Origin of the sequence: Lysinibacillus sp. NPDC097868 (assembly GCF_044761135.1) — a bacterium.
Lineage (GTDB): Bacteria > Bacillota > Bacilli > Bacillales_A > Planococcaceae > Lysinibacillus.
On the sequence record NZ_JBIWBS010000001.1, the window covers coordinates 2,815,898 to 2,835,912 of the forward strand.

General features: G+C 38.8%; 15 protein-coding genes and 1 other annotated feature. Of the genes, 7 read left to right on the forward strand and 8 right to left on the reverse strand.

The features are described 5' to 3' along the window. Nucleotides 1–180: 180 nt before the first annotated feature. The gene (locus tag ACIQXJ_RS14175) at nt 181–534 is read right to left on the reverse strand and encodes a KGG domain-containing protein (RefSeq protein WP_403054612.1); all 354 of its coding nucleotides are present in this window, start codon (nt 532–534) and stop codon (nt 181–183) included. A gap of 879 nt (nt 535–1,413) precedes the next feature. On the opposite strand from ACIQXJ_RS14175, the gene ACIQXJ_RS14180 reads away from it, so the two are divergent. Together ACIQXJ_RS14180 and ACIQXJ_RS14185 are read left to right on the forward strand one after the other, a co-directional pair. Further along, complete coding sequence (locus ACIQXJ_RS14180) at nt 1,414–2,619, forward strand: iron-containing alcohol dehydrogenase (protein ID WP_403054614.1); 1,206 nt, start codon at nt 1,414–1,416, stop codon at nt 2,617–2,619. A 121-nt stretch (nt 2,620–2,740) separates the two neighbouring features. After that, nucleotides 2,741–3,550, forward strand: a complete 810-nt coding sequence (locus ACIQXJ_RS14185) for a cobalamin-binding protein (RefSeq protein WP_403054616.1) — start codon at nt 2,741–2,743, stop codon at nt 3,548–3,550. A gap of 75 nt (nt 3,551–3,625) precedes the next feature. Here ACIQXJ_RS14185 and tyrS read toward each other — a convergent pair whose 3' ends face one another. Beyond that, nucleotides 3,626–4,894, reverse strand: coding sequence for a tyrosine--tRNA ligase (tyrS, locus tag ACIQXJ_RS14190; protein ID WP_403054618.1), 1,269 nt, complete (start codon nt 4,892–4,894; stop codon nt 3,626–3,628). 72 nt (nt 4,895–4,966) lie between these two features. Then, nucleotides 4,967–5,169, reverse strand: a binding site (T-box leader). Between the two features lie 102 nt (nt 5,170–5,271). Here tyrS and ACIQXJ_RS14195 point away from each other — a divergent pair. Together ACIQXJ_RS14195 and ACIQXJ_RS14200 are read left to right on the forward strand one after the other, a co-directional pair. Beyond that, nucleotides 5,272–8,346, forward strand: coding sequence for a transglycosylase domain-containing protein (locus ACIQXJ_RS14195; protein WP_403054620.1), 3,075 nt, complete (start codon nt 5,272–5,274; stop codon nt 8,344–8,346). Between the two features lie 88 nt (nt 8,347–8,434). After that, nucleotides 8,435–9,316, forward strand: a complete 882-nt coding sequence (locus tag ACIQXJ_RS14200) for an NAD-dependent epimerase/dehydratase family protein (RefSeq protein WP_403054622.1) — start codon at nt 8,435–8,437, stop codon at nt 9,314–9,316. 225 nt (nt 9,317–9,541) lie between these two features. On the opposite strand, the gene ACIQXJ_RS14205 is transcribed toward ACIQXJ_RS14200, so the two are convergent. From ACIQXJ_RS14205 to acsA, 5 genes are all read right to left on the reverse strand, one after another. Then, nucleotides 9,542–10,672: an acetylornithine transaminase gene (locus tag ACIQXJ_RS14205; protein WP_403054624.1), complete on the reverse strand. Its 1,131-nt coding sequence runs from the start codon at nt 10,670–10,672 to the stop codon at nt 9,542–9,544. Between the two features lie 73 nt (nt 10,673–10,745). After that, nucleotides 10,746–11,510 (reverse strand): acetylglutamate kinase, encoded by a 765-nt coding sequence (gene argB / locus ACIQXJ_RS14210; RefSeq protein WP_403054626.1) that lies wholly within the window; start codon nt 11,508–11,510, stop codon nt 10,746–10,748. Then, nucleotides 11,473–12,705, reverse strand: coding sequence for a bifunctional glutamate N-acetyltransferase/amino-acid acetyltransferase ArgJ (gene argJ / locus ACIQXJ_RS14215; protein WP_403054628.1), 1,233 nt, complete (start codon nt 12,703–12,705; stop codon nt 11,473–11,475). Before argJ ends, argB begins: the two co-directional genes overlap by 38 nt. A gap of 97 nt (nt 12,706–12,802) precedes the next feature. Continuing rightward, entirely contained in the window at nt 12,803–13,837 is a 1,035-nt protein-coding gene (gene argC / locus ACIQXJ_RS14220) for an N-acetyl-gamma-glutamyl-phosphate reductase (protein ID WP_403054630.1), read from the reverse strand. 233 nt (nt 13,838–14,070) lie between these two features. Continuing rightward, nucleotides 14,071–15,798, reverse strand: coding sequence for an acetate--CoA ligase (acsA, locus tag ACIQXJ_RS14225; RefSeq protein ID WP_403054632.1), 1,728 nt, complete (start codon nt 15,796–15,798; stop codon nt 14,071–14,073). 521 nt (nt 15,799–16,319) lie between these two features. Between acsA and ACIQXJ_RS14230 the strand changes: the two genes are divergently transcribed. Genes ACIQXJ_RS14230 through ACIQXJ_RS14240 form a run of 3 tightly spaced genes read left to right on the forward strand, consistent with a single transcriptional unit; the run spans nt 16,320 to nt 18,784 of the window. Further along, nucleotides 16,320–16,952 (forward strand): GNAT family N-acetyltransferase, encoded by a 633-nt coding sequence (locus ACIQXJ_RS14230; RefSeq protein WP_403054634.1) that lies wholly within the window; start codon nt 16,320–16,322, stop codon nt 16,950–16,952. A gap of 24 nt (nt 16,953–16,976) precedes the next feature. Beyond that, nucleotides 16,977–17,627 (forward strand): acetoin utilization AcuB family protein, encoded by a 651-nt coding sequence (locus ACIQXJ_RS14235; RefSeq protein WP_403054636.1) that lies wholly within the window; start codon nt 16,977–16,979, stop codon nt 17,625–17,627. Next, nucleotides 17,624–18,784, forward strand: a complete 1,161-nt coding sequence (locus ACIQXJ_RS14240) for an acetoin utilization protein AcuC (RefSeq protein ID WP_403054638.1) — start codon at nt 17,624–17,626, stop codon at nt 18,782–18,784. The genes ACIQXJ_RS14235 and ACIQXJ_RS14240 overlap by 4 nt, the downstream gene beginning before the upstream one ends. Nucleotides 18,785–18,927: 143 nt before the next feature. On the opposite strand, the gene ccpA is transcribed toward ACIQXJ_RS14240, so the two are convergent. Next, on the reverse strand, nt 18,928–19,938 hold the full coding sequence (gene ccpA / locus ACIQXJ_RS14245; RefSeq protein ID WP_403054639.1) for a catabolite control protein A: 1,011 nt from the start codon (nt 19,936–19,938) through the stop codon (nt 18,928–18,930). Nucleotides 19,939–20,015: the final 77 nt, after the last annotated feature.

The following is a 20,015-nucleotide window of genomic DNA, read 5'->3' on the forward strand; positions in this document are numbered from 1 at the left end:
TGAAAACAATCTAATGATAATTTATTACAAGCGGATTAAATATATACTACATTTAGGGGAAATTCAACATATTTATCCTGTTAATTCAGAGGAAATGAGAATTTTTCCATCAAAAAGGCGTTTGTAGTTAAAAACTACAAACGCCTCTTTGCTTGTTTAAGGCTTTTACCTCATATTAAATTAGTCGTTGTTGTTATTATTATTGCTATTGTTATTTTTATTACGTTGATTTTGGTTTCCATTGGAGTTGTTACCAAGCTGGTTGCTGCGTGCTTCTCCGCCTTTACGTCCTATTTCTTCATAAAAATCGTCGTCGTGGTTTTCAGCTGTAGCTTCTCCACCCTTACGTCCAATTTCTTGATAAAATTCCTGTCCATGATTTTTAGACGTAGCTTCTCCGCCTTTACGTCCTATTTCTTCATAAAAATCATGATCATGATTTTTGGAGGTAGCTTCTCCGCCTTTACGACCCGCTTCTTCTACAGTCATGTTTTCATTGTTGTTTCTGTTGCGATTGTTTTGCTTGTTAGCCATTATAATTCCTCCTAAATAATTTTTTTAAGCTATTGACTAGCTCACTATTTATATTCCCAGTCTATACATGACTAAACATTATTTTTTTAAAAGTCTATTATTTTCTTTAAACTTATAAAAATAACTTTTGTTTTCATAATAGAAATGGATATCGAATTCAATAGCATTTATTTATAAAAAAATAACGTTTTTATAGAGTCTCTATGTTCTAGTACACTTGAACAATCCTCTTTGTCATACTATTTAGCGATGATTGTTGGGTTAAACGCTGTACAAGTATCCTACAACTTATTCGTCTTACGCTCCATAGCATAACTACTAAAAAAAGCACTGTGAGCATAATACTTCGAACTCCGCACTTCAACTTATTAAATTAGCTAAGTCCTTTGTATTTAACGCCATTAAACTTGCTTCTCTTCTATAATCCAAGAGTTATTATCTTTTCAAAAAAATCCTTTCGTCCATTAATCCACAATTATTTGCAATATTAACATTTAAATTAATTGTAAATTTTTCTGTACATTAAAATAGCAATTCTCCACTTCTCAAACAACATAAACACTATCATTATATTAACAACTGTATATCAGTTATTTACTATTCAACTAGCCTTATAAATAGAACGAATTTCCAAAAAATATATTTTACTTTTATACGATAGTATTTCTTAAAATGTATTCAAATCAACCATCTTACTCCTTATTCACTTCTTCATTATCATCTTTTTAGTTACTTTTTTGTGAAATAATAACAGGAAGAAAATTAACAATTTTAATAAAAATTCGTCTTGAACTTTTAAAAAAAATAGAATAATATGGATTTCGGAAGGTGGTTAGCCATCATTCAAGCAATAATAATTTGTTAAAAGGGGTTGGAAATATGTCAGACGTTCTAAAGCAATTTGTAATGCCAAAAACAAACTTATTTGGACCTGGAGCAATTCAAGAAGTTGGTAAACGTTTAAATGATTTAGAAGTGAAGAAGACATTGATCGTAACAGATGAGGGCTTACACAAATTAGGTCTCTCAGAGCAAATTGCTAACATCATAACAGCAGCTGGAATTGATGTTGCAATTTTCCCTAAAGCAGAACCAAATCCAACAGATCAAAACATTGAAGATGGAATCGCTGTTTATCATGCAGAAAACTGTGATTCAATTGTATCTCTTGGAGGCGGAAGTGCACATGATGCAGCAAAAGGTATCGGACTTATTGCTTCGAATGGTGGACGCATTCATGATTATGAAGGCGTTGACAAATCAGAAAACCCACTGGTGCCATTAATCGCTATTAATACAACAGCTGGTACAGCGAGTGAAATGACACGTTTTACAATCATTACGGATACTGAACGTAAGGTTAAAATGGCGATTGTTGACAAGCACGTTACACCGCTAGTTTCGATTAATGATCCAGAGTTAATGATTTGTTTACCTCCAGCTCTAACAGCTGCAACTGGTTTAGATGCATTAACACATGCCATCGAATCATTTGTATCGACAGACGCAACGCCTATTACTGATGCATGTGGAGAAAAAGTACTTCAGCTAGTACCTGAGTTTTTACCACGTGCATACGCAAATGGTGCAGATTTAGAAGCACGTGAGCAAATGGTATATGCACAATTTTTAGCAGGTATGGCGTTCAATAATGCTTCACTTGGCTATGTACATGCGATCGCTCACCAATTAGGTGGCTTCTATAACTTACCACATGGCGTATGTAATGCGATTTTACTGCCACACGTTTGCCGCTTCAACTTGACAGCACGCACAGAACGTTTTGCTCGTATCGCTGAATTGCTAGGAGAAAATATTGAAGGCATCAGTAAACGTGACGCTGCTGAAAAAGCAATTACTGCCATTGAAAAACTGTCTAAAGACTTGAATATTCCTAGTGGCTTCCGTGAATTAGGCGCGAAGGATGAGGATATCGAAATTTTAGCAAAAAATGCAATGCAAGACGTTTGTGCTGCAACAAATCCTCGTAAAGCTACATTAGAGGACATTAAACAAATTATTACAGCAGCAATGGGACCTGTAGTAAAAACAGCACAATCCCTTGAAGCAGTTGCACTTTCTTAAAAAATTAATAAAAATGGCGTGTCTCAATGAGGCACGTCTTTTTTTGAGCAAAAAGCAATCGCTTATTGTATGTGCGTCCAGTGACAGCTATACTTTTCTTAAAAAGATATGGGGGAAACATATGCGATTAATCTCAATTTGCCCAAGCAACACTGAGCTTGTTGCCTATCTAGGGTTAACCCATCAACTTGTAGGTGTTGATGATTTTTCAGATTGGCCTATAGCTGTGCACGAATTGCCAAAGCTTGGCCCAGATTTATCGATTGATATAGATGCACTAGAGGCACTAAAGCCAGACTTAGTACTTGCATCGTTAAGTGTACCTGGCATGGAAAAAAACATAGAGGCATTACAGGAAAGAAACATTCCCCACATCGTCTTTAATGCCAACTCGCTAAATGAAATTGCGCTGGATCTCATAACACTAGGCGTTGCTTGTGGAGTAGAGGAACATGCTAAAAAGATTTCTGAGGAATATTTACACTTTATCGTACAGCTCCAAACGATTGCACAAACTATTCAAGAAAAACCAACACTCTATTGGGAATGGTGGCCAAATCCTATTTTTACGCCAGGAAAGATCAATTGGTTAACTGAAATTAGCAATCTTGCAGGTGGACAAAATCTTTTTCGCGATATCGAGTTAGCAAATGTCCAAACAGACTGGGAAGAAATCGTACGACGTAATCCTGATTATATCTTGATGGCATGGGTCGGTGTTGCCTTTACACGCATTAAACCTGCTCATTTATTGAAACGTCCACATGCCAACGAACTTCAGGCAGTTCAAAAGCAGCATGTCCATGTAATGGAAGAATGGTTGTACTGTCGTCCATCGCCTCGACTCGTTGAGGGCGCACTAAAACTTGCGCAGCTTCTACACCCTCAAAGCTATCAGCAAATCGCTCTGCCAAGTTTTTTAGAATGCTAAAAATGAAAACATCCCCTCGAAATAACGAGGGGATGTTGAATTGTGTGAGAATTGTGTGAGTGACTGGCATCCAAACTAAATAAATTTCACCATATGGTATTTTTTCTTACCGCGGCGTACAATGCTAAATGCATCTTCTAAACGATCTTTTTCATCTACGATATATTCTAAATCCGTAATTTTTTCACCGTTCACGCTAATTGCACCATTTGTCACATCTTCACGAGCTTGACGTTTTGAAGATGAAATCCCTGCTTCCACAAGTAAATCCACGATATTTTTCGCTTCTTTCGCCATTTCAATAGAAGGAACATCTTTAAATGCATCCTTCATTTCCTCAGCTGATAGAGCTTTTAAATCGCCAGAGAATAGTGCAGCAGTAATACGAATAGCCTGATCTAATGCTTCCTGACCATGGATTAAGCGTGTCATTTCCTCCGCTAAAGCTTTTTGTGCCTTACGTAAATGTGGTTCTTCTTCTACAGATACAGCTAAGGCGTCAATTTCTTCACGTGTTAAGAACGTAAAGATTTTTAAATATTTAATAACGTCCGCATCAGCAGCGTTAATCCAGAATTGGTAGAACTCGTAAGGAGATGTTTTCTTACTATCTAACCATACTGCACCACCAGCTGTTTTACCGAATTTCGTACCATCTGCTTTTGTTACTAATGGAATCGTAATACCAAATGCTTTTGTTTCTTCTTCATGTGTTTTACGAATTACTTCTAAACCGGTTGTAATATTACCCCATTGGTCTGAACCGCCCACTTGAATGCGACAGTTGTAGTTGTTGTATAAATGATTGTAATCAATACCTTGAATTAATGTGTAAGCAAATTCTGTAAATGAAATACCTGTATCAAGACGTGAAGCAATCGTATCCTTTGCTAACATGTAATTAACATTAATTAATTTCCCGTAATCACGTAAAAATTCAATTGTACTAATATTTCCAATCCAGTCACGGTTGTTAACAAGTTGAGCTCCATTTCCATCCTCTGCAAATTCAAAAATGCGCTCTAATTGACCTCGAATAGCTTGCACGTTTTTGTCAATTTGCTCCACTGTTTGAAGTTGACGTTCTTCAGATCGACCAGATGGGTCTCCAATCATCCCTGTCGCACCACCGACAAGTAAAATCGGACGGTGGCCTGCTTTTTGGAAGCGACGAAGCGTTAATAAAGGCACGATATGACCGATGTGCATAGAGTCAGCTGTTGGATCTACACCACAGTAAAGAGAAACAGACTGTTCTGCTAAAAGTTTTTCCATGCCTTCAGCGTCAGTTTGTTGGTACAGCAAACCACGCCATTCTAAATCTTGTAATAATTCGTTTGTCATTGTTTCTTCCTCCTAAAATGTTTTTCTTTAGCGTGTAGAAACAAAAAAGTCCCTACACGCAAAAATATTGCATGCAGGGACGTTAATAACTAACGCGGTACCACCCGGCTTGAAGATGTCATCCATCTTCCTCTCATTCAACCGCCTTTATCGCAGGCGCGCACGTCTAAGCTCCAAGTACGTAATTCGTCTCTACATTATGACCAGCTTTCACCAACCGCTGGCTCTCTAAACAGGGAATATAGACACTACTGCAAACTCTTCATCACTAGAAAACTATAAGCATTATTCTAAACGATTCTCTTTCAATGTCAATAACTATGTTCGAGGCAATTCATTATATGCTATAATAAACAAGATTTTAGGAGGTCGATACCTTGAAAGATTGGATTGAGAAAATCAATGCAAAGATCGATGAATTACTCGAACAAAAATGGATGAAGACATTACGTATTTCAGGCAGCGTAGTCTGGAACTTATTTTTACTATTTTTAGTCTTTGCATTGGTAGGCACAGTATTTGTTGGTTCTGTTGGCGCCGGCTATTTTGCCTCACTTGTAAAAGAAGAGCCATTGCGCTCTAAAGAAGAATTACGAGACCTTATTTTTAACTATGAGGAAACAAGTGAAATTTATTTTGCCAACAATATTTATATTGGGAAATTGCGTACTGATTTAGAACGTCGTGAAACATCTCTTAGCGCTGTTGCACCAGACTTAATTAATGCAGTACTCGCAACGGAGGATGAATATTTCCGCGAGCATAATGGGATTGTTCCTAAAGCCGTTATTCGAGGGCTACTCCAGGACGTAACTAACTCTGCTACGCAGACAGGTGGCTCTACATTAACACAACAACTTATTAAAAACCAAGTGTTAACAAATGAAGTTTCCTATGAGCGAAAAGCAAAAGAATTGCTACTGGCAATGCGCTTAGAACACTTTATGACAAAGGAAGAAATTTTAGAGGCATATTTAAATATTATTCCTTACGGTCGAAATTCAACTGGACGCAATATTGCAGGTATTGAAACAGCTGCTGAAGGTATATTTAATGTGAAAGCAAAGGATTTAACGCTTCCTCAAGCCGCTTACATAGCAGGTATTCCACAGGCACCTTATACTTACACACCATTTACTAATACAGGTGTGCTAAAAAGTGAAGAAGCTTTACAATTAGGCATCGATCGTATGAAAACGGTGCTCTATCGCATGAAAGAAGCTGGCTACATTAACGAGACACAATACAAAGAAGCCCTCGCTTACGACATTACAAAAGACTTCCGTTCGCCAGAAGCACGTCCAGAAGATCGTTATCCTTGGTTAACGTTTGAACTGGAAGAACGCGCGAAGCAAATTATTGCTGAAAAGTTAGCGCAAGAAGATGGCATCGATCCAGAACGCTTAAAAACAGAAAGTAAACTAGAAGAAAAATATTCAATCTTAGCTGACCGCGATGTTCGTTCAAAAGGCTATCGTATTTATTCCACAATCAACAAAGATATGTACGATGCCATGCAAAAAGCGGCTGATAACTTTAAATATTACGGACAAACGTATACCGGTAAAGGCAAAGATCCTGTAACAGGTGAGGAAATCGATGTGCAAATGCCTGTACAGGTAGGCAGTATTTTAATGGAAAATAGCACAGGACGAATTTTAAGTTTCCTAGGTGGTCGTGATTTTAAAACGAGTCAAGTAAACCACGCAACTCGCTCTACCCGTTCAAATGGTTCAACAATGAAACCATTACTTGTTTATGCACCAGCAATTGAATACGGCGTGATTGGTGCAGGGAGTCCATTAGTTGACGTTAAGTTCTCTATTGGCAAGTGGAGTCCTAAGAACTTTTCGGCGAACGATGAACGCGGTCTTATTCCTGCACGTGAAGCGTTAGCTGACTCTCTAAATATATCAACCCTACGCCTATATTACGAAATTTTAAATAGACGTCCTGCTGAGTTTTTAGCAAAAATGGGCTTCTCGGATTTACAACCTGAAGATTATACAAACCTTTCAACAGGTATCGGTGCTTTAGAAGTAGGTACAACTGTTGAAGAAAATACAAATGCTTATGCTACTTTTGCGAATGGTGGTCAGTTTGTTGATGCCTATATGATTGAAAAAATAGAAGACCAAGATGGTAATCTTATTTATCAACATGAAGTAGAACCTGTACAAGTATTTAGTCCTGAAACGTCTTATATCGTGACAGATATGTTGCGAGATGTATTATCAAAAGGCACAGGGACAGTTGCAAAAAATACATTAAAATTCAATTCTGATTTTGCAGCTAAAACAGGTACTTCACAATACACGAATGACGTTTGGTTAGTTGGTTATAATCCAAATGTTTCCCTTGGTGTCTGGATGGGCTACGATAAACAACGCTCACTTGATGCATTTAATAATACGTATTTGCAACCAAGTGCCCGCATTAACAAACTATGGGGTACATTAATGAACTCAGTCTATGATGTAGATCCACAACAAATTGATGCTCCAACAAACTTTAAGGCACCCAAAAATGTTGTGACTGCTTCATTCTGTGGAATTTCTGGTCTTGCACCTTCTGCGGCTTGTGCTAGTGCAGGACTTGTACGCTCAGATTTATTTAACGCAAAAGTATTTTTACCGTCACAACCTGATGACAGCTTAGCTTCATCGAGCGTCGTAACAATTCAAGGTAAAACGTATAATGCACATCCAAATACACCAGCAGAGTTTGTAAAAGCTAGTGGTGCTGGTATTAACCAAGCCTTTATAAAACGGATGTTAGGTAAACTTGGTGGTAACCCAGCAAGTCTACTACCTAAAAATTCATCACTATCAAATTCATCTGTATCAGCAGTCGATTTCCCAGCTGATGGTAGTGCGCCTGCAGCTGTAAAGGCTTCAATTAATGGCAATACGCTATCTTGGAGTGGCTCGTCTAACGATGTAGTAGGCTATCGAATTTATAATGTAACGAATGGTGGGAACACGCTTGTTTCTTCGGTACTAGAAGCTACTCAAAGTATGACAGTTGCTAGCGGACAAGCTTATGTAGTTGTTGCTGTTGATATTACAGGTTTAACTTCACCTCAATCAAATGTTGTTTCAACAGGTGGCAGTGATACAAAACCAGATGAAGATGACGATGAAGAAAATCCAACTACACCTACTGTTCCAATACCACCGGCAAATGGTAATAACGGTAATGGCTCTAACAACGGGAATGGTTCCGGCAATAATGGGAACGGATCTAATGGCGGCAATGGCACTGGTAATGGTAATGGTAATGGCTCTGGTAATAACGGGAACGGCTCAAACAATGGCAATGGTTCCGGTAATAATGGGAACGGGTCTAATAATGGCAATGGTTCCGATAATAATGAAAACGGATCTACTAACGGCAATGGCTCCGGTAATAACGGAGGTACCACACCTCCAACGGATCCACCAACCGAATAATAAAAGGCTTACTACAATGAAATTTCAATTGTAGTAAGCCTATTTTTTTGTCATTATTAAGAGGACAACTAACAAAGGGGTAGGTAAAATGAAAATTTTAGTTTTAGGTGGCACGCGCTTTTTTGGTAAAAAATTAGTTGAGCTTTGCCTTCAAAACAAACATGATGTAACAATTTTAACTCGTGGGCAAAGTGGCAACCCATTTGGAGAACAAGTTCACCAGATTACCGTTGATCGCAACGATGTTCATGCATTAACACAAGCGTTAGCTAATACAACATGGGATGTCGTCTACGATAATATTTGTTATTCACCAAACGAAGCACATGAAATGGCGCAAATATTAGAGAACAAGACGAAAAAGCTAGTCTTCACCTCAACACTAGCTACATATGAAGCAGATGGAAAGATGAAAACAGAAGCTGATTTTAATCCGTATGAATATGAGATTCGTATGGGCGATATTAATGATTTCACATATGGTGAAGGTAAACGTCAAGCCGAGGCTGTTCTTTATAAAGAAGCGACATTTCCTGTTGTCGCTGTGCGTTTCCCTATCGTCCTTGGTGAGCACGACTATACGCGTCGCTTACATTTTCACGTAGAACGTATTTTAAATGAACAACCTATATCGTTACCGAATGTGGATGCAAAAATGAGTTTCATTTCGTACGAGGAAGCTGCAGCATTTTTATATTTTGCTGGTGTTGCTCCGATTGAAGGGCCATATAATGCAACTGCATCTGGTACTATTTCATTGAAAGCATTACTCGAATTAATTGAGAAGGAAACAGGAAAACGCGCAAAAGTTTCGCTAATTGGTGGCGATGAAAATTCTCAATCGCCTTATGGCATTCCAAATCATTGGTATATGTCAAACGCAAAAGCAGAAGCAGCAGGCTTCGCATTTAGTCAATTAAACGTTTGGCTTCCTAACCTTGTAAATAAATTGGTCAAACAACTGCAATAATATGTGATGACTTACGCTTACGCCTAGTAACACTAGGCTGGACATAACGTAAAAATGCTAAAAAGAAGACAAAGGTGTTCTAAATAGCACTAGTGGAAGCGCCGTAGCGGACATCATTGGCAACACAAAAAAGTGTTAGATTGATTGCAGTCAATCTAACGCTTTTTCTCTTTTTAGGGCCTAGTAGTGCCCTTTTCATTAGTAGTTTTAGTCAACCTACTTCTATTATAGTAATATCGTTTTTAAAATTTCTACTGCTTCGTCAATCTCTGTTTTAGACACCGTAAGCGGCGGTAAAAGTCGAATAACATTTGGGCCTGCTCCTACAAGAAGTAAACCTTTGTCCTCCGCTGCTGTAATGAAAGGTGCTACCTCCATATCGCCACAACCAATTCCAAGTAATAAACCTTGACCTTGTACTGTATAGCCTGTCGGTAAATTGGCTTTTAGTTGCTTCACAAAATAGGATGATAATTCTTGCACATTTTCTAAAAAACTTGGCTCAAAAACGTTATCAAGTACCGTTTCAGCAACACGCATTGCTAAAGGATTCCCACCAAAAGTAGTGCCATGCGTTCCCGGGCTAAACGTATCATACAATTCCTCTGTCCCTAACATTCCTCCTACTGGGAAACCTCCCCCTAAACCTTTTGCTAATGTCACAATATTCGGCTTCAAGATTGTTTGTTCATATGCATAACGCGTTCCTGTTCTACCGATACCTGTTTGCACCTCATCAACAATCAATAAAATGCCTTTATCCTCACAAATTTTTGCAATTGCAGCTGCAAATTCAGGCGACACGCTATTAACACCGCCCTCACCTTGAATCATTTCCAGCATAATGGCTGCAACTGAATCGTCTATCGTTGCTTCAAGAGCCTTTACGTCATTGAATGGAAGTATTGTAAATTTATCAACGAGTGGTCCAAACCCATTATGTACCTTGCCTTGACCAGTTGCTGACATTGCTCCAAACGTTCGACCATGGAACGATTTTTCAAATGTAATAATATGATGTTTCCCTGTATGCTTACGAACGAGCTTAATTGCCGCTTCATTAGCTTCCGCACCACTATTACAGAAAAAGGCATACGTAAAATGTGTATCTGCAACTAATTTTTGGGCTACCTTCTCTTGCCCAGGTATATCAAATAAATTCGACATATGCCAAAGCGTTTCACTTTGTTCTTGAATAGCCTTTACGATAGCAGGATGAGCATGCCCAAGACTAACAACGGCAATACCACTTGTGAAGTCTAAATACTTTTTGCCATCACTATCTTGCACAACAGTTCCTTGCCCTTTAACGATTTGGGCACGACGTTTGCCATAGTTTCCAAATAAAGCGCTCATTATATCAGCTCCTCAACTTCATTTTCCACGGACACCACCTGCACAGACGGCATCCACTTATTACATAACTACATTATGGCAAAATCGTTGTACCGACTAATGTGTCTCCAACAATTTGCACCGATGGAATGCCTGCATTCAGACACTCGATTGCCCCTTGTACTTTGGGAATCATTCCACCATAAATATGACCTTCCTCAATCCACTTCGCTATTAACGGTGGCGTTACCTCTGTTTGATATTCATCTTGAATACGGATACCCGAAACATCCGTAACAAGCAGTAACCTTTCTGCCCCAATAGCAAGCGCTACTTCACTCGCTACTGTATCTCCGTTAATATTCAGCGCTTGACCATTGTAATCAGCACCAACACATGCTATTACTGGGACAATTCCAGCTGTAATTAATGCTTCTAACAACGATGTATTGACCGATTGCACCTCCCCTACGAAGCCGTAAATTTCCTTGTCTAAAAAGTCCGCTACAAGTAATTGGCCATCAAAGCCATTAAGCCCGACTGCTGCAATTCCTGCTGTTGTTAACTCATGCACTAATGAAGGATTAACATTCCCTATTAATGTAGACTGAACAATGTCAATAGCTGCTGCGCTTGTTACACGTATGCCATTTAATGCATGAGATTCAATATTTCGTGCAGCAAGCTCGCGATTAATAGCAGGGCCCCCACCATGCGTAATAATAAGTTCTACTCCGCTATCTTGTAGTTTTTTAAAATTTTCAAAAAAAGCCTCATTTAAGCCTTCAAGCGTGCTGCCACCCAGCTTAATAACCATGCGTTTACGAGCGGTAAGATGCATTGATTTGAACGTAGTCATACGTTAAGTCACATCCCCAAGCATGCCCCTTGCCTTCGCCTATACCAAGTGACACAAAGATTTTTACTTCATGCATTTTTAAAATTTGAATTAACTCATCTTCAGAAAATGCAATCGGTTCACCGTTTTCGACCATTGTTGCGCCACCAATTTGAATTGTAATTTTATCTGGGTCAACTGTTGCGCCACTATAACCAACCGCTGCAATAATTCGTCCCCAGTTAGCGTCGCATCCAAATACTGCTGTTTTTACAAGTGGAGAACCAACAACAGTTTTTGCAATTTTACGTGCTTCATCATCTGAAATGGCGCCTTCTACTTCAACCTCAATCAATTTCGTTGCACCTTCTCCATCTTGCGCAATCATTTTCGCTAAATCTTCTGCTACAGTTTTTAATGTATAGTAGAAGTTATGCCAATCCGGATGCGCTGATGTTAAAAGATTATTGCCAGCTACACCATTTGCCATCACAACTACCGTATCGTTTGTCGAAGTATCTCCATCTACCGTAATCGCATTAAACGTTAAGTTTGTAATTTCCGATAATGCCTCTTGTAATACATCCGATTCAATATTCGCATCTGTCGTAATAAAACCTAGCATTGTCGCCATATTTGGTTCAATCATTCCTGATCCCTTTGCTACACCTGCAATAATAATTTCTTTACCATCAATAATTGTGCTATAGCTCGTATTTTTCATAACCGTATCAGTTGTTAAAATTGCCTGTGCAAAATCGATTGCACTCTCTAAACTATCCTTCGGCTCTAGTTGGGAAATTCCGCTAGCAACCGGCTCCATCTTCATAATTTCTCCGATTACACCTGTTGAGCAAACACCAACTAAATTTGCAGCAATCCCTAACTTTTCAGCTGCTAAAGCTTGCATTATTTGCGCATCTTTCATTCCTTGCTTACCAGTACATGCATTAGCATTACCGGAGTTTACAATCATTGCTTGAATTTTTTTTGTTGTGTAGACAACTTCTTTCGTTACTTTTAAAGGTGCCGCTTGAACGGCATTTGTTGTAAATACGCCAGCTACACTTGCTGGAACGTCACTAACTAAAATAGCTAAATCTTTTTTCTTATGCTTTAATCCGCAATGGATACCTGCTGCTTTAAAGCCTTTGGGTGAAACGATGTTTTTACTTGATAATTTTTTCATAACGTTCGTTGATGCTGTTAATGTCATAAACGTATTCCTCCTCAGTTTTAAAATAAGAGTGACTGGCACCAAAACAATTGGCAAAATTCAAAATTGTTTCGGTGACTGGCACTTAAATGGGCTCTTAAATAAAAAATGGCACGACGTCTAGGCCTGTTGTTTGGGGTAAATCTAATTGCACATTCATATTTTGTATCGCTTGCCCCGCTGCCCCTTTAACTAAATTGTCAATAACAGCAACAATCGTTGCACGGTTTGTACGGTTATCAACTTTTACGAAAATATCACAATAGTTAGAGCCTTTCACACGGTTTGTAGCAAGGCTATTAACATCGGTGACAACCCGTACAAACGGATGTTTTTCGTATGCTGCTTGTAAGCAAGCGACTAATTGATGCTCTGTGATACCTGGCATTAACGGCGCATATGCAGTGGATAAAATTCCACGTGTCATCGGTACTAAATGTGTATTAAAAGTAATAGCTGTCTCTATACCAGCAAACATCGAAATAGCTTGCTCGATTTCAGGAATATGTTGATGCGTATTTGTCTTATAAATGGAAAAGCTTTCGTTCACTTCACTAAAGTGTGTTGTTTGCGATGGTTTATTGCCAGCTCCCGAAATTCCACTTTTTGCATCAATCACGAGATAATTAGAATCTATTAGTCTCTCTTTTAACAAAGGCAATAACGAAAGCAGAACCGCTGTTGGATAACATCCTGGGTTCGCAATAAGTGAGGCATTTTTCACATTATGAGCATTCCATTCAGTTAAGCCATACACACTTTGCTGAATAATTTCTAGTGGAGCAGCCTTTTTTCCGTACCACTCTTCATAGCTAATTGGATTCTTTAATCGAAAATCCCCTGATAAATCAATTAACCGCGGACCTTTTCCAACTAAAGGTGGTAACAGTTCACTTGTCACACCAGAAGGCGTACTAGCAAACACTACATCCAATTTCGATAAAATTTCATAATCTATTTTTTGCAATGGCGAATCTGTAATCGTCACTAAATGTCCAAACTTTGTAGAAAAAACGACACCTTCTTCTGAAGATGTAAATAAATCAATATGCTCCACCGCCTGATGATTATGTAAAAAGCGGATAAGCTCCAATCCTCCATATCCTGTTGCTCCAACAATTCCTACTTTCATTACACTCACCTCTAAAATAAGTTAAAAATAGTATACGTCTGCATATTTATTAAGTCAACTGAATTTTTATTTATTTATATTATTTTCTTAATCTTCTGTTATAGTTGTTTAAAATCTATAGTTTCTACCGCTAATTAAGAAAAAAGAAGGTAGGAACCCTTTCGTTAACCGAATGAATTCCTACCTTCTTTAGATGCATATATTGAATAAAAATAAATTATACGTTGTAGCCATTAGTCTTCCATCGTAGAAAGATCGCCAGTTGGCAAATCTAACTCCCATGCTTTTAACACGCGTCGCATAATTTTACCGCTGCGTGTTTTCGGTAGCTTTTCCTTAAATTCAATTTCTCTTGGTGCCGCATGAGCTGATAAGCCCCTTTTCACAAACTCGCGAATATCCTCAATTAAAGCATCCGATGGCTCCACGCCTTCTCGTAAAGATACAAATGCTTTTATAATTTCGCCACGTATAGGGTCCGGTTTTCCGATAACCCCAGCCTCTATTACGTCTGGATGTTCTAGTAGCTTGCTTTCAACCTCGAACGGCCCAACTCGTTCACCTGCTGTCATAATGACATCATCCACTCGACCTTGGAACCAGAAATAACCTTCATCATCCATATAAGCGGAGTCACCAGACACATACCACTCACCTTTTAAGAAATATGATTCATAACGCTCTGGATTACCCCAAATTTGACGCATCATGGCTGGCCAACCACGACGCACAGCTAAGTTACCCATTGTAAATGGTGGAACTTCATTACCCGCATCATCTACAATTGTCGCGTGCACACCTGGTAATGGTTTGCCCATTGATCCGGGCTTAATATCCATGCTCGGATAGTTACAAATCATATGTGCACCCGTTTCTGTCATCCACCAAGTATCATGAATGCGATGTCCTAACTCCTCACTACCCCAACGGATAACTTCAGGGTTAAGTGGCTCCCCAACAGATAATACATGACGCAATGATGATAAATCATAATTTTCCAGCATTCCACTACCTGCACCCATTAACATACGGAATGCTGTTGGCGCACTATACCAAACTGTTACACTATAATCCTCAATTGCTTGATACCATGCTTGTGGCGAGAATCTTCCACCAACAATAAGCATTGTCACACCATTTAACCACGGACCAAAAATTCCATAGGATGTCCCCGTTACCCAACCTGGGTCAGCCGTACACCAATAAATATCATTTTCACCTAAATCAAGTACCCACTGCGTCGACTGATACTGCTGAACCATCGCATTGTGAACATGTAAAACACCTTTTGGAGCACCTGTCGACCCAGAAGTATAATGTAAAATCATACCGTCCTCGCGGTCCATCCACTCGATGTCAAATTTAGCGGAAGCCTCTTTCAAGCGCTTATTAAAATCTAAAATTTGTGGCGTTTCTTCTATATCAGACCCTACTAAAAATACATGTTGCAAGTTTGGCAGTTTATCTAATGGAACTCGCTCTAGTAATTCGGGTGTTGTTACTAACACTTTCGCATCGCTATCAGAAAGACGATCATAAACTGCACCTTCCATGAATGCTTCAAACAATGGTCCTACAATAACGCCCATTTTTAAAGCACCTAATAACGAAAAGTAAAGCTCTGGTGAACGAGGCATAAAAATAAATAAACGATCTCCTTTTTCAATGTTTGTCGCTGATTTAAAAACATTTGCTGCCTTGTTCGTCAACCTTTTCATTTCATTAAAAGAGTATGCTTCCTTGCGCTTCCCATCGTTATAATACAGTGCCACTTTATTTTTTCGAGATGTTTCTGTATGGCGATCAATAGCCTCATAAGCCATATTCACTAAACCTGTTTCGTGCCAACTAAATGCCTTTTCAGTTTCTACCCAATCATGAGTTGCTGCTACCTCCTCATAATTTGGCAAGTTATACTGCCCTGGTATTGCTTTTAATTTCTCCATCGTTTTCATCCCCATAAATTTACCCCTTCCTTTTTTTGGCTTTAGTACATTCGTAAGCAAATTTCAAATCGTACTCACGATATCCCCCGCAATTACGCATCAGCGTAATCGTAGCTGTCTGCCAATTCGTTCCACTTTGCTTATGCAATAATCTTCTCTTGAAGCTCCCTATAAAGGATAAAAAAGTGAGCATCCATCCCCTTTTAGAAAATTAAGTGAAATAATGGCAATTGAAACAATTTCGCCATATAAAACAGCTACTGAATGAGATTAAAATTCGCCACTTTCTCCAAAGACAAATACGTTATGTAGCAATTGTTATAGAACAGTTTATGCAGTTTTAATTCTATCAATGCTTAATACATCAGCATTTATCTGTTAAATAACAGTTGCAATATAAATCTATTTTACACGAATTCAATCAGAATGTCTCAATATTTTTATTTTTCCGAAAATGTAGTTATATTTCGTAAATTTAAGCGTTTTTCGGCTTTAAATCAGCTATAATGGAATTATTAAACTCAGGTGGTGTAATTATGGAACACAAAAAGACTTTTTTTTCTGTTACAAAGGAGACAAAGCATGGTACTGTTTATGTGGAAGGACCTGTTCCTCCAGAAAAATTAGCTACATATTCATTCCACGAGGGATTAGTTGCCTTTAGACCCCCTAAACAACAACAGCAAGCCATCTTAGAAATCGCCGGGCTTCCTGAAGGCCGTATTATTATTATCCGAAATAACGACATTATTGTAGGCTACGTCACCTATTTATATCCTGATCCGCTTGAACGGTGGGCAGAGGACAGAATCGATAATATGATTGAATTAGGTGCTATTGAGGTCATTCCAGACTATCGTGGAACAGGGGTTGGTAAAGCCTTGTTAGCGGTGTCTTTCATGGGGGATGAAATGGAGGACTACCTTGTTATAACAACCGAATATTATTGGCATTGGGACTTAAAAGGTACAGGATTAAATGTATGGGATTACCGCAAAATGATGGAGCGGATGATGAGTTCAGTCGGCTTCGAATATTTTGCTACAGATGATCCTGAAATTACATCTCATCCTGCTAACTGCCTTATGGCACGAGAGGGCAAACGAGTGCCTCCTGAAACAATGGAAAGATTCGACAGACTTCGTTTTAGAAATCGCTTCATGTATTAAAACCAACACAAAGGGGATCAGTATATGATTGTTGAAGAAATTATGAATGATGAGCCTTACACTTTGGCTCCGACAAACACTGTTTTGGAAGCGTTGAAATTGATGCGCGAGAAAAAAGTTCGTCATTTACCTGTTATCGATAACGAACGACATGTTCTAGGTGTTATTACGGAGCGCGATATTAAAGAGGCATTGCCTTCCTCATTGAAAGACGAACCTAATTCTCCAGTCTTTAGTGCGATGGTAGAAGAAATAATGATCAAAAACCCACTTGTCGGCCATCCACTTGATTTTGTAGAAGAAGTAGCACTAACTTTTTATGAAGCTAAGGTAGGCTGTTTACCAATTGTCTCCGGTGGAAAACTAGTAGGCATTGTGACAACAACCGATTTACTCTACACATATATAGAACTAACTGGTGCCACTGAACCTGGCTCCAAAATAGAAATCCGAGTTAGCGATACACCAGGAGTATTATTTGAAATTACTAAAATTTTCAATCTCCATCATGCAAATGTCCAAAGCGTTCTAGTATATCCTGATTCTGAAAATACACAAAATAAAATTTTAAGCGTCCGAGTAAAAACATTAAACCCACTTGCTATCATTGAAGATCTTCGCCATGAAGGATTCGACGTGTTATGGCCTAATTTACCAGGTGTTTCTTTAAAATGAAAAAGGCTGTCTTTGTTTATTCGCCAGAGCAACTCGGATATAAATTTTCAGATACGCATCCTTTCAATCACAAACGCTTGACGCTAACGATGGATTTACTTAAAAATATAGGAGCACTCGATGATGTCGATATCGTTCCTGCACGCATTGCCACGGAAGAAGAACTTTTGCTTGCACATGATTCAAAATATATTGAAATCGTTAAAAATGCAGGCCATGGTAAGCTGAGCGAGGCACAATGTGCAAGCTATGGTATAGGCACTGAAGATACACCTATCTTTGAAAATATGCATGAAGCAAGTGCGCAGCTTGTCGGAGGTACTTTAACCGCTGTCGATTGTGTAATGGAAGGAAAGTCTCAGCATGCACTAAATCTTGGTGGTGGACTACATCATGGTTTCCGCGGGCGTGCTTCCGGTTTTTGTATATATAATGATAGTACCGTTGCCATTCGTTATTTACAGGAAAAGTACAATGCACGTGTACTCTATGTCGATACTGATGCACACCATGGTGACGGTGTACAATGGAGTTTCTACGAAGACCCAAATGTTTGTACATTATCAATTCATGAAACAGGTCGCTACTTATTCCCTGGAACGGGTAATATAACTGAGCGCGGCAATGGTCAAGGTTATGGTACTTCTTTTAACTTTCCAATTGATGCGTTTACTGAAGATGAAAGTTTCTTAGAAATATATGAAAAAGCTATGCGTGAAGTTTTTGAATTTTTCAAACCAGATGTTGTTTTAACTCAAAACGGTGCAGATGCACATTATTTTGATCCATTAACACATTTATACGGTACAATGAATATTTATAGAGAAATTCCAAAGCTTGCACATAAACTCGCACACGAATATTGCGATGGGAAATGGATTGCAGTTGGCGGTGGTGGTTACGATATTTGGCGTGTTGTGCCAAGGGCATGGTCGATGCTATGGCTAGAAATGACAGATCAAGAAATACCAACAGGTGCCTTACCACAAGCGTGGTTAGACCGTTGGCAGCCAGAAGCGCCAGTTCCTTTTATCCCAACATGGGAAGATCCTAACCCTCTCTATGAACCAATCCCTAGAAAAGCTGAAATTGAAGAAAAGAACGCGCAAATGTTAGAAAAAGCATTACATATTATCCGCACAGAAAAGCGCAGTTAGTGGGTGCCAGGCACTCAAACAATTCTGAATGCTTAGTGTGCTCTGGGAAAGCGTTCGCCTTATCGTACAACAACGTTTACAATGGCAAACATTTTCCCATAAAAAAACACGCAAATCATCAAATTAGATTTACGTGTTTTTTCTTATTTGCTTTTAACAGATTGGCGATGTTCGATACGGTGCGGTAATATAACCGCTACCTTTTCGTCCTCTACAGGCTCTTTATTCATAAGCTTAGTCAATAATCGCATCGCTACAGCTCCGATATCATATAGCGGTAATGCTACACTTGTAAGCTGTGGGCGAACCATACGTGCTAACTTAGAATTTTCAAAACTGATGACCTCGATATCCTCAGGCACATTTTTACCAGCATCTTGTGCACCATGAATCAAACCGATTGCAAGTTCATCACTTCCTGCAAAATAAGCCGTTGGAGGGTTTTCAAGGGCAGATAATATTTCCCAAGCCTCTAAGCCCATATCATAGCTAGATTCCTCTGCAGCAATTAGTGATTCATCTATACTTATCCCTGCATCTTGAAGTGCTTTTTTATAAGCTTCAAGCTTAAATTTACCATTAATCGTATAAGTAAGAGGACCTGTTACAAAGCCAATTCGTGTATGACCGTTTTGAATCAGTAACGAAATTGCTTCATAAGCTGCCTGGAAATAATCAATATTAACAGTGGCAATTGTTTGTGATTCATCTACAGAACCCGCAAGAACAATTGGTACTGGTGAATGATCCATCGTTTGTTGCATTTTCTCTGTTACTTCATCACTCATCATCACAATACCGTCCACTTGTTTACCTAGCATTGTATCTAGCAACTGTAGCTCTTTATCTTCATGTTGATCTGAGTTGGCAAGAATAATATTGTAACGATACATTGTAGCGATATCCTCTACACCACGTGCCAGCTCCGCATAAACATTATTTGCAATATCTGGGATAATCACGCCAACTGTTGTAGTTTTCTTACTTGCTAACCCTCGCGCTACTGCGTTCGGACGATATTCTAATCGTTCAATTACTTCTAATACTTTTTTTCGTGTTGCTGGTTTTACATTTTGGTTACCATTGACTACACGAGAAACGGTTGCCATCGAAACATTCGCTTCTCGTGCAACATCATAAATTGTAACAGTCATCGTACGTGCCTCCCTTTTTCCTTTTATAGCCTTATCATACGATAATTTTCGCCCCATTTTCAAGAAGAGTACATACA